At 34.5% G+C, this 12,647-nt stretch carries 8 protein-coding genes; 4 read left to right on the forward strand and 4 right to left on the reverse strand.

Annotated features, from left to right (window positions below):
- Positions 1–338: 338 nt before the first annotated feature.
- Positions 339–4,388 carry a two-component regulator propeller domain-containing protein gene (locus R2Q77_RS14695; protein WP_316804484.1) on the forward strand — a complete coding sequence of 1,350 codons (4,050 nt, stop codon included), beginning with the start codon at positions 339–341 and terminating at the stop codon, positions 4,386–4,388.
- A gap of 260 nt (positions 4,389–4,648) precedes the next feature.
- Here the strand turns inward: R2Q77_RS14695 and ppsA are convergent, their stop codons facing one another.
- The gene (gene ppsA / locus R2Q77_RS14700; RefSeq protein ID WP_316804485.1) at positions 4,649–7,093 is read right to left on the reverse strand and encodes a phosphoenolpyruvate synthase; all 2,445 of its coding nucleotides are present in this window, start codon (positions 7,091–7,093) and stop codon (positions 4,649–4,651) included.
- Positions 7,094–7,219: 126 nt separating this feature from the next.
- Here ppsA and R2Q77_RS14705 point away from each other — a divergent pair, with 126 nt between their 5' ends.
- The 3 genes from R2Q77_RS14705 to R2Q77_RS14715 all read left to right on the forward strand — a co-directional run bounded on the left by R2Q77_RS14705 (position 7,220) and on the right by R2Q77_RS14715 (position 11,237).
- Positions 7,220–8,104 carry an AraC family transcriptional regulator gene (locus R2Q77_RS14705; protein WP_316804486.1) on the forward strand — a complete coding sequence of 295 codons (885 nt, stop codon included), beginning with the start codon at positions 7,220–7,222 and terminating at the stop codon, positions 8,102–8,104.
- Positions 8,105–8,797: 693 nt separating this feature from the next.
- Positions 8,798–10,777: a DUF3289 family protein gene (locus R2Q77_RS14710; protein ID WP_316804487.1), complete on the forward strand. Its 1,980-nt coding sequence runs from the start codon at positions 8,798–8,800 to the stop codon at positions 10,775–10,777.
- A gap of 7 nt (positions 10,778–10,784) precedes the next feature.
- Positions 10,785–11,237, forward strand: a complete 453-nt coding sequence (locus R2Q77_RS14715) for a hypothetical protein (protein ID WP_316804488.1) — start codon at positions 10,785–10,787, stop codon at positions 11,235–11,237.
- A 444-nt stretch (positions 11,238–11,681) separates the two neighbouring features.
- Here R2Q77_RS14715 and R2Q77_RS14720 read toward each other — a convergent pair whose 3' ends face one another.
- From R2Q77_RS14720 to R2Q77_RS14730, 3 genes are read right to left on the reverse strand one after another with little or no spacing between them, the layout of a single operon-like run.
- Entirely contained in the window at positions 11,682–11,948 is a 267-nt protein-coding gene (locus R2Q77_RS14720) for a hypothetical protein (RefSeq protein ID WP_316804489.1), read from the reverse strand.
- Positions 11,949–12,004: 56 nt separating this feature from the next.
- Positions 12,005–12,250, reverse strand: a complete 246-nt coding sequence (locus R2Q77_RS14725; protein ID WP_316804490.1) for a hypothetical protein — start codon at positions 12,248–12,250, stop codon at positions 12,005–12,007.
- Entirely contained in the window at positions 12,241–12,609 is a 369-nt protein-coding gene (locus R2Q77_RS14730) for a recombinase family protein (RefSeq protein ID WP_316804491.1), read from the reverse strand. The genes R2Q77_RS14725 and R2Q77_RS14730 overlap by 10 nt, the downstream gene beginning before the upstream one ends.
- Positions 12,610–12,647 lie beyond the last annotated feature (38 nt).

Raw genomic sequence — 12,647 nt, forward strand, 5'->3', positions numbered from 1 at the left:
CAATATGTTGACATCGCCTTTATAACGATTTCCGCATTGGTATGTATCAGTAACTAGAGACTATCATAGTCTACAGTGCTAAAATTAGTGGAGTTATATATACGGAGGGGTATAAAATCTTAAACAAATTGAGGGAAAATTTTAAAATATGATATAATATAATGTTCATATTTCAGGATTGTAAATTGTAGTTTTATTATTTGATACAATTAGGTAAATAATTATAAACTGTACATTTTTATTTTTTAATTGCGGATTAAACAATTTAGGAAACAAACTTTATTAAGCTAAAGCCCTATTTTTTTGGTATATTATTTTACATTAAATCCGTACAATTCATGAGGTATTCTTTATTGATTTATTTTATTATCTTTTTAAATACATCACTTTATGCGCAAGAAATTAGATTTAGGCACCTTAATGTAGAAAACGGATTGTCTCAAACCTCTGTACTATCTGTAACGCAAGATAAAAAGGGCTTTATGTGGTTTGCTACAAGATCAGGGCTTAACAGATATGATTCTAAAAGTATTAAAGTATATAAAAGGACTGATGATACCACAAGCTTAAGCTCAAGTTATGTTGTACAATTATTAGCTGATCATGAAGGAGCCCTTTGGGTTGTAACCACGTTGGGACTTAATATATATAATGAGAGAAGTGATGATTTCTTAAGGATAAAGCATAATAAATCTAACAAAAACAGTATCGGTAGTAATTATATTAACGATATGTATCAAGATCACAGTAACAGAATGTGGTTTTGCACAAAAGAAGGCCTTAGCTTATTAACGAATAAAAAATCCTTGAAATTCAAGAACATTCGTTTTACAAATGAATCTATAAGTGAATGTTATACTATTTTCGAAGATCGACAAGGGACTTTTTGGCTGAGCACTAATAAAGGTCTCGCACTTATGAAATTTGATAACGATAAGATATCCCTACATTTTACTTCTTTTGGTGTGTACAATAAAAAGATCAATGCTGTAGCTGATAACCACGTAACCAGTATTGCACAAGATTTAACCCAAACGATTTGGCTGGGCAGCAAACAAACCGGACTTAGTTCGGTAGATAAATCCAATAACAATTTTAAAGACTACGATACAAAACAGGAAAATAATAGACTCGTTAACAGAAATATTAGAAAAATAATCCTGGCTAATGATGGGAAATTATGGATTGGTACCATACAAGGTATTAAAATCTTTGATCCTGCTACTCAACAATTCAGCATATTAGAGCATGATCCTGCAGATTCGGAGAGCCTGAGTCAAAATTCGGTATATTCTATTTATCAGGATAAGCAGGGTATATTTTGGGTGGGTACTTATTATGGCGGTATAAATTATGTTACTCCAAACCTTAGCCCTTTTAAAAAGTATCCAGTATCAAAATCTGGAAATGCTTTAAATAACAATGTAATAAGCAGTATGCTGGAGGATAGAAAAGGGAATGTATGGATATGTACAGAAGGTGGAGGATTGAATTTTTTCAACAAAGCAGAAAACCGCTTTACTCATTATACCTCTAACACAAAGAATGCCAAGGGCATCAGTTCGAACATTTTAAAAGCAATTATCCAGGATAGAGAAGATAACATTTGGATTGGAACCTATTTAGGTAAACTGGATGTTTACAATCCACATACGAATGCGTTCAGGCACTATCAATCCAATCCCGATGATGTAAATAGTTTGAACAGTACTGACGTGAACTGTTTGTTAGAAGACAGCAAAGGTAGAATTTGGATTGGGACAGATAAGGGATTGCATAAATATTCGAAAGATAAAAATAATTTTGTGCGCTTTAGCCACAGCGGGCTAACTGATAAAATACTTTATATCTTCGAAGATCGGAGTGGAAATGTATGGGTTTCCACAACTTCAGACTTATACGTTTTAAAAAAAAATGCAGCCGAATTTATAAAAGAAGTCTCCAAGCCCCTGTTAAAGGAAATACAATTTGAAGATATTTGCTATATAAATGAAGATCAACATGAAAATTTATGGTTTGCAACGACTATTTCAGGAGTGGTTGTCTTTCATCCGAAAACAAATACAGTAAAAAAAATTGATAAAAATAATGGGCTCTCGAGCAATAATATAACTTGTATCTTAATTGATGACAATGGTGATGTCTGGTTAAGTTCTGATAAGGGTATAAGCAAGTATATTTCCAAAAAGAAATATTTTATCAATTATGATACGCGTGATGGTCTGTCTGGTAATGAGTTTAATTATCGCTCGGCTTTAAAAACACGTAGTGGTCAGTTTTTTTTTGGTGGCCTCACTGGCCTTACAAGCTTTTTCCCAAACCAGATCAAAACAAACCATAGAATTCCGAATATTATTTTTACTGATTTGAAACTGTTCAACAAATCTGTTGCTATTGGAGCGTACAATAATTTGCTCGACAGCAATATTAGCCTGACTAAAGCCATTACATTAAAATGGAGTCAAAATGTATTTTCTGTTGATTTTGCCATCCTAAACTTTGTCAAGGCTGATAAGAATAAATATGGTTACAAACTGGAGGGCTTTGAGAAAAACTGGAACTATGTAAGCACACCTACCGCCAGTTATACCAATTTATCGCCCGGAAACTATACACTTTTAGTTAAGGGCAGCAATAATGATGGCTACTGGGCTGCCCCAATTAAGCTTAACATAAAAGTGTTGCCACCTTTCTACCGTACCTGGTGGGCTTACCTTTTCTACCTCTGTATGATAGCCATTCTATTTTTTATTGTAATTAGGTATTTGCTTATTAGAGCTGTTTTTGAAAAAGAGAAAGAAATAAATGAATATAAACTGGAATTTTTCACACACATTTCACATGAGATCCGCACCCCTTTAACACTTATTGTAGGGCCATTAGAAAAACTTATGGACAAAGCACAGTATGAAGCCGGATTATACGATGTATTGCAACCCATTAAAAATAATACTGACCGCTTAATGAACCTGGTTAATGAGCTATTGGATTTTAGAAAAGCCGAAAGTGGGAAAATGTCATTACAGGTCTCGCCTGGAAACATTGTTAAATTTTGTAAGGAAATTTTTCTGGCTTTCCAAAATCTGGCTATTAATAATAACATCAACTATAACTTCAAATCGCAAATAGAGGAAACAGAAATTTACTTTGACAAACCTCAGTTTGAAAAAGTATTGTTTAACCTTCTCTCTAATGCTTTCAAGTTTACACAGACCGGTGGCTGTATTGATTTGATGATTGAAGAGCATACCAATACCGTAATTATATATATTACAGATAATGGAAAAGGAATTCCATTAAACAAGCAGAAAGGTTTGTTTAGCAACTTTTACCAGGTTAGCCCCAGCATTATTACGGGCACAGGGTTGGGCCTTTCGCTATCTAAAAGTATTATTGAGTTACATCAGGGAAGCATTTCTGTAAAGAGTAAGGAAAAAACCCATGATAAAAATGGAGAAACCTGTTTCACCGTTATTTTGAAAAAAGGCAATAAACATTTTAAAGATTCAGATCTGATTACTGATTATTTGTATGATGATGATCTTAAAAACTACACAGAAAATCAGCTGGCTATGGAGCAATCAATAGAAAAGAGTATTGATTTTGGTCAGGAGTCAAATAGCTTAGAGAAATATACAGTTCTTTTGGTTGAAGATAATCTGGAATTACGAAGCTTTATTAAAAATACACTCCAGGATCAGTACAACATATATGAAAGTGAAAATGGTATTGAGGCCTGGAATTTAGCTTTAGATGTGATACCAGATTTGATTTTAAGTGATGTAATGATGCCAGAGATGGATGGTCTGGAGCTTTGCCGGAAATTAAAAACAGATGAACGTACAAGCCATATTCCAGTTGTGCTTTTAACGGCCAGGTCTACCCATTTACACCAAATTAATGGATTTGAGAGTGGAGCCGATGCTTATATTATGAAACCTTTTAGTATTAAAATTCTGTTGTTAAACATACACAACCTGTTACAGGCAAGAGAAACCATTAAGAAAAAATTTGAACAAGTAGTTACCTTAGATCCCAAAAACCTGGTTATTAACCTTACGGAGCAAAAGTTTATCAATAAAGTGCTTGATTTTATGGAGCAAAATATTTCCAATCCTAAATTTGATGTAGCCATGCTATCGAATGAAGTAGGTATGAGTCTGCCCATTCTATACAAAAAAATAAGGGCGTTAACAGGATTATCGGTCAACGATTTCATTAAATCATTCAGGCTAAAGAAAGCCGCACAAATACTTAAACAGAATAAGGGAAACATTAGCCAAACAGCGTTTTCAGTAGGATTTCAAGATCGAAAATACTTTAGTTCGGAATTTAAGAAACAGTTTGGAAAAACACCCACTGAATTTATTCAGGAAGAAAAAAAATAGGATTTTCGAATTAACACAAAATGAATAGCGGCAGCAGTAATATCAACAAGAAGCATTTAACTAATGCTTTGTTGAATACAGAAAGAGGTAGAAAACATTGATAAACAAAAGCAATAAATTTCCGGTTAGTCAAAAAGAGGGTTTCCAAAAATGTTAAGCATATTTGACTAAAGCATTTACTATGTTAGCTGAAGCCTTTTAGATACCATTATTGAACACCCTCTTTAAAACGGCAATGAGGAAAATGCTATGCTCAGCAATTAATATTTGTGCTGCAGCTCGCTAAGCAATTTATCTTCAACTTCTTTTATTGCATGTACTGTTTTCAGAAAAGAATCTGGTGTAACCGAAATGGAATCAATCCCCTCTTCTACCAGAAACTGCGCAAAATCGGGGTAATCGGATGGCCCCTGACCGCAAATCCCCACTTTTACCTTCATTTTTTTTGCAGCTTTTATCAAATTTGAGATCATCATCTTTACCGCATCATTTCGTTCACTGTACAAACCTGCAACCAGCGCAGAATCTCTGTCGAGCCCTAGCACCAGCTGGGTAAGATCGTTTGAACCGATAGAAAAACCATCAATATGCAGGGCAAATTGTTCGGCCAAAATTACGTTAGAGGGTACTTCGGCCATCAGATATACTTCCAAATCATGCTCTCCACGCTTAAGTCCGTATTCGTCCATGGTTTTATAAACCAGTAAAAGCTCGTTAACGGTTCGGCAAAATGGAATCATCATTACAACGTTATCGAGTCCCATAACCTCGCGCACCTTTTTTATGGCTTTACATTCCATTCCAAATGCTTCTTTATAAGCATCAGAATAATACCTTGATGCTCCTCTCCATCCAATCATTGGATTTTCTTCTCCTGGTTCGAAATATTTACCTCCGGGCATATTGTAATACTCATTGGTTTTAAAATCAGAAAAACGTACAATAACCTTGTTTGGATAATAAGCGGCTGCAATTTTTGCTATTCCAAATGATAGTTTTTCGATAAAATAATGCTCTTCATTTTCATAGCCCGAAATTGTATGCTGAATATGAGCGGTTAATGCCTCATCGTTCAGGCTTTTATGCTTTAAGAGCGCCATTGGATGAATTTTAATGTAATTGTTGATAATAAACTCTTCACGGGCAAGGCCAACTCCTTTTGATGGGTAACCTGCATACTGAAATGCAATATCCGGTGAGCCGATGTTCATCATAACCGGGGTATTAATTGCCGGCAAATGAGAAAGATCATGCTCCTGTTTCGTAAACGGAATTCTTCCCTTGTATACAATTCCAGCCTCACCTTCAGCGCACGAAACCGTAATTTCATCGCCAGTTTTCAAAAAATTAGTCGCATTATCGCAACCTACTATTGCAGGTACGCCCAGTTCTCTGGCTACAATAGCGGCATGGCAGGTTCTTCCACCCTTGTTGGTAATAATTGCCGAAGCTTTTTTCATTACTGGTTCCCAGTCTGGATCCGTCATTTCAGTAACCATTATATCGCCAGGTAAAAAGTTTATCTCGTGAATAAGGTGTTTCTTAAGTCCTTGTAGATTATGTACCCTGCCAAACGCGATTTTATCGCCAACAGCAATGCCCTTTAACAGTACATTATTATGCCTGTTACTATCAGTTATATTATATTCGGTAATGCAATTTATTTTTTTCAGCGAATGGATGGTTTCGGGTCTGGCCTGTACAATGAAAAGTTCTTTGGTACTGCCATCTAAAGCCCATTCAACATCCATTGGGCACCATTTCCCTTTCAGTTTCGTGTAATAATCTTCAATAATCATTACCCAGGTGCTAAGCTGCAGTATTTGTGTATTGGTGAGGCAAAAACGTGTTGAATCTTCTTGAGGTGTATCAATAACCTTTACGGTTTCTTCTCCCGTTCCATAGATCATTTTCTCTTGTTTTTTGCCTAACTTTTTTTCAACTATAGCAGGAAAACCTTTCTTAAGCAGTGGTTTATATACAATAAATTCGTCAGGATTAATCGCCCCCTGCACAATCAATTCGCCTAATCCGTATGAGCCATTAATAATTACAGCATCTTTAAAACCACTTTCGGTATCAATAGAAAATGCAACTCCGGAAACACCTACATCAGAACGCACCATTTTTTGTAAACAAACCGATAGCCCAATGTTAAAATGGCCAAACCGGAACGATTCTCTGTAACTAATTGCACGGTCGGTAAATAGTGAGGCAAAGCAATTTTTAATTGCAGTTAACAGGTTCTTTTTTCCTCGGATATTTAAATAAGTATCTTGCTGACCTGCAAAAGAGGCATCGGGAAGATCTTCTGCTGTAGCAGATGAACGGACAGCAAGCCCAATAGCATACTCATCGTCTGCAGCGATCAGGTTTTTATAAGCTGTTAAAATTTCTGCTTCCATTTCTGCAGAAAATTCGCCATCCTGTATCAACTTCCTGACCTGCGCACCACATGAAGCCAGAATCTGTAAATCATCAATATCTGCATGTTCAATAATGTTTCTTATCTGCTGATCGAGGTTATTGTCTTTTATAAATTGAAAATATGCCGAACTTGTAAGAATAAATCCATCAGGTATTTTTACCCCAAGCGGAGTAAGTTTCTGTAGCATTTCTCCGAGAGATGCATTTTTTCCACCTACCAATTCGATATCGCCGATAGAGGCCTCGATCAGTTTCATTGTAAATTTGTTCCTATTCATAGCTCAAATACTTTGAAACAAAAGTAGGTGCCATATTAAATTTCGTTTTGTTAAATATTAAGATAAACTGATACTATATTACTCATTTTATTTATACTTTTATTTTTTGATAGGTATATAATACAAATGAAAGAGTTCTTCTTCCAACTTTTAAAAGTTTCAAACTCTACATTTACCTTGGCAGAGGCCGATACTTATCATGCGCTTAACAATTTCCACAACCACCAGGAGATAGAGCTCATTTATATTAAATCGGGAGAAGGAACTTTTTCTATCGGAAAAACTTCAAAAAGAATTGCTGGCGATACCATGATTTTGATTGGCTCAAATGTACCGCACATGTTTAAATTCGAAACCAACAGGTACTATGATTATGCCATGAAACATGCAAAACCAATTGTACCCTTACAGCTATTAACCTTACACTTCGATCCGAATAAATTGGGAAATGATTTTTTAATGCTCCCAGAAAATGTAATGCTAAAGAGTTTACTGGCCAAATCAAAACAAGGTCTTCTCATCAGTCAAAGCTCTAAAACAGTTGCAATAGAATACCTGCAAAAGATTGAAACATCACGCCATTACGAACAATTGCCCCTGCTGCTGCAATTATTGAATAAGATTGGCGAAAGTGAGGAAATATCAAATTTATCAGACTACGAGGAAAAACAAACTTTTAAAAAGATTGACGAAAGCAGGTTAACAACAATCTATCTTTTTACAATGGATAATTTCTATAAAGATATTACGCTAAAAAAAATTGCAGATATTATCCACATGGCACCCAATGCATTCTGCCATTATTTCAAATCGCGTACCGGTCAAACTTATTTCGACTTTTTGATAACCGTAAGAATTGAACACGCCTGCAAGTTACTGAGAGAGCATAACGATAGCATAACCTCGGTTTGCAATGATTCGGGATTTAGTAATTTATCAAATTTTAACCGGTATTTTAAACTGCAAACCGGAAAATCGCCTTTGGCATACCGTAATACCTATAGAAAATAATGGTGGATTTAACTTTCAAAAATTTGCTATCAAAAAATAGTTCTGAACTAATCTCCTATTGTGTATTTCAGTGAAAGTGCCCCCTCTGTTTCGAGCCAAACTGGCCGCCAATTTGATTACCGGATGATGCGTATTTAAGTTCCTTTCCCCTGAACAAATATATACATCGGATCCAAATCCATTTCCTTCAAAACTTCTCGGTTTAATCCATCCTACTGCCGGATTTATCTTCAATTCAGACCTTCCTAAAGATCAAAATTCATTCGCAGGTATTAGCATGCTTAAAAAAACGCCATGATCCCTCCAAAACAGCTTAAATTACCTTACCATCCCGAATTACAGATACGCTCTCAGGAGCCTTTATTTTATGCAGAAATTGAAAAATTATTCCCGAAAGCTAATCGTGAAAAAAGCTGATCGAAAGATCATAACGGCCAGTTTAACCCGGAACAGGTGGTCACTTTAAAGCGAAATGGGGTGACAGTTTAAACGCGGAACGGGTGGCCATTTTTGCCGAAATGCCCGATCTAAATAAATGTATTAAAGAATAGACGATTCTGTATTAATTTATTTTGTTTTATAAATTTATGGAATTATCTTCGTTCCATCATCATCACTAAAACGGTATTTTATTTTTTGATTACGTCAAATGACAGAATATTATATCTATAAAAATCAATATTAATAAAACTAATGATGAAAAACTTAACGCTCCTCACAGGCAGAGCTATGACTTGCCTAATTCTACTGTGTCTAATTTTGATGCAATCCTGTCGCAAGGATGCTTTGCCAGCCAAGGTTGAATTACCAGATGCATCTCTGCAATACATTAAGGAAGAAACCATTTTAAAATGGATACAAACAAATCCATCAGCCAAGATATTAACATTAAATTGGGCGAAAGCGATGCAAGCTAAAGTTGATGGAAAAAATGTTGTAAGGGTTCCAACTCTAAACGTAGATAAAATATCGATGTTTAAGAATTCATCTTTAAAAGCAAATATACTTGCTTCCAATGGAGCATCTTCTACAAACAGTGATGGCAAGCCTAAATTAGGAATAAATGCGAATTTTTCTAATGAGCATCCCCCTGAATTATTTTTTATCCAAGAGGATGAAAATGCTCCATTAAAAACCTATCTATTGAATTTTGTGCCAAAAGATAAAAATGTAGACTTTGGTCAAAATGGCTTGTGGACTGGTAAGCTATATGAATGGAATTTAAATGGAGACACAGTTGCGATACAAGAATTAGAAAAAAGCGTTCTAAAAGTCGGCTACTTATTAAAATATGGTAATAATCAGAATGATAATTTAAGTGCTTCTTTAAAGACAAATAAACTTCAATCATTAAAAGGGATTAAGGAAAAGCAAATTAGTGGTTTTTGGGGGTGGTTTTCTGATTTATTAGCCGATGGTGTTGGGTGGGTAGGAAGTCTATTGGGGCTTTCTGGTGACTATAGAAATACTTCCCTTGATGGTTGGCGGCTCGAGGTTGATTGGCATTCAGTATTTAGCGGTGATCCTGGGAATTCAGGGAATGGGCCAGATAACTATCAAAGTGCGGGATTAAAAATATATTCTGCATATGCATCCGGTTATTCGGGGGTTGCTGGCGGACCTAATGTAGGAGGTGGTGGGTCTGGTGGCGGTTATACTTCTTACCATCCTAGTAAGGCGTTAATAGAATTAAATCCAAACGATTATATCGTTAGTACGCTTGGCATTACTGATGTAGCAACAGTAGACTTTTTATATGCTAATTTAGATATTCAAATTACTCTATCCATGTGGTTAGATGCTCACGAGCATACACCAGAGGCTAGTGAATTTGTAAGGTGGGCAATTAGGTATTTGATGGAAAATCCAAACATAGATTTCAGTGAATTTAAAGCCGAAAATTTAGATTACACGTTGAATCCGCCTAATTTTGATGACGTGCTAATTATAAATAATGGAATTGAAATAGAAGACGCTCCCGCTATTATACCCAATGGCCCCAAACCTGTAATTGGTTCTACCACCAATAGGAATAATACGGAAGATTTAACTTATGGTACTAATCATGATGCGACTGGTGTAAATCCCAGCATGTTGGGAAAGAGTGATGCCACATTATTTATTTCAATGAATGATTTGATGGATTTTGGAACGGTTAAAGATGGACAATTAAGACAGGTAGCACATGAGTTTGTTAATTTATTTAAGACTAATACCAGTCCTAATACTGTTGCAACAAATCCAATACTAAACCAGAAAGTAGAAATAAGCGGTGTCTTTGCTAATTTTACTAAAAAATTCGGGGCCAGATTACAGACCAAGCTACGAGAAACCAATGGCGATATAAATGGAATGTCAATTCAGATGGAAGACGTTCACCCAAAGTTCGGAGGATACTACAATATGGTTGCTGGGTTGACTATACTGTTAAATGACACGGAGCAAACTACCATAAGACTAGAAAGTTATGATCCACTTCCAAATGGTAAATTTATAGCCGTAATTGAAGTTACCATTATGGACCACTTTGGTTTAGATAAAAATGATGTAGTTAGTAAACAACATATGCATGATGGCTTTAGTGCCTGGTGGATTTTACAGCACAATAGAGGTTATGTACCCTTTCAAACTAAAGTAGTATCAAGAAAAACTATAATAGGATATTATAAATAAAATGAATATGAAATTTAAAGTTTTAATACTCCTTAGCCTTGCCACCATGTTTGTAGCATGTGGCGTACAAAAGCCACTCAAGTTTATTTTATTAAAAAAGAGCAAAACATTTGCCCCTGAAACTAATGAAAAAGTAACTTATTGGGGAGAAAGTTATATTATTGAGAACTATCAAAATAATAAATACTCTGAAAAGCAGATTGATAGTTTTGCACACCAATTGGGTAATCTCAAAAAAGACAGCTGTGATTCTTACGTTATTAGTTTCTATAATGCTTTAGATATTGATAACTTAAAATATATTATAAAAAATCCACAAGACTTAGATTGGCATGATATGATTCTTGAATATTGGTGGTCTGATCATAAATTTCTAGGAAGAACAAAATTAAAAAATGGTAAAATAATTGATCCTAAAAATACTGTAATAGTAACAGATCCACCACCATTGAAACAATAGTTCCTTTGCTGGAACCAACTCCTACTAACGCCAACATTCACGCTTTGATAAAATAAAGTTTTATTGGCATGAAAATTAAAATATAGTAATTTAATTTCTTCAGATGAAATTAAATTTTGGATAAAAATCAAATTAATAATCTAATAAGTTATCATAATTCTTATTTTTACTTACGAAAGCGATAATGGGTACATGACTTATGTTTTGTACCCTTTTTTAATCTATTCTTTAATTTCAATTGTTCAACGCGCTCCTGTAACTAAACTTAGTTTTTCATCGGAAAGGGTATGCGTTATAGTGGTAGGGAAATTAATTTCTCTGTAATCGTTTAGGTGGAGGTATTTCAATTTAAAGTATAGATACAGTTCCTTTAAATTAACATTAATAAAAAAGCCCTTATATTTGAAGAAAGCTTTTCTCCAACAGATTTGGGGCTAAAAACAGTTATCCATTATTGTTACTAAATGAATTCTGTACATTACGTAAGCAATTAAGTATTTTAATTAGGTTTTCTACTCTTTCATCACTTGAATGAAGAAAATCTTTAACACTTAGTATAACCTCATCTCCTTCATCAAATAAATCATCAATATCTGAAAATTCTCCAGACATCGATAATTGGATGACTAGATCAGAAAAATCTCCTATTGTATTTGCTATCAACTCGTCAGCCTTTATAACGGCTGAGGCATATATTTCACTATGTATCATTTTATTCAGTTTAGAATTTATTGAATCAATTAATATTGATATTTTCTTTTAGAAGTTTAATCGTTTAATTGGCTGAACTCTTTTACTTTCATTACTGTAGCTATAGAAATATTAGCAATCTTACTAGTTTCTCTGATAGTCATTCCCTTTTTAAGACAGTTCAATGCAACTATGTTTGCTTTCTTTTTTAGGAAAGTAATTTCATTTTCATTTGAACCAGTAGGCCTGCCTAATTGCCCTCCATTTTGCACAAATATGATTCTTCCAACAGTTGTACGTTCTTTGATGTTTTTTAGTTCCATTTCATATAGAGAAGACATAATTGTAGAAACCATTTTCCAAATGGGATTTTTTTTCCATTTGGACGAGATTGTAATCCTAAATTTCGAACCACTATATTTACTTTCTTTTCTTCTAACCACTGAATAGTAGCTACAACATCACCAGTATTTCTTCCTAATCTAGAAAACTCTTCAATTGTTAATTCTGAAACCAATCCTTTTTCAACAAGTTTAACTAAGTCTTTAGCCTGTTGTCTTTCTTTGAATGGAACAGAACCCGAAACTTTATCAAGTAAAATTTTATCATAAGATTCTTTATCGGCGGTGAATCTATCACCTGTTTGGCTCAATGTTGAGACACGATTATATTTAATTTTCATGTTATAGTTTTATTGACACACTAAATGGGATACAAAAA

The organism is Pedobacter nototheniae, from assembly GCF_032678625.1.
In the GTDB taxonomy this organism is placed as follows: Bacteria; Bacteroidota; Bacteroidia; order Sphingobacteriales; family Sphingobacteriaceae; genus Pedobacter; species Pedobacter nototheniae_A.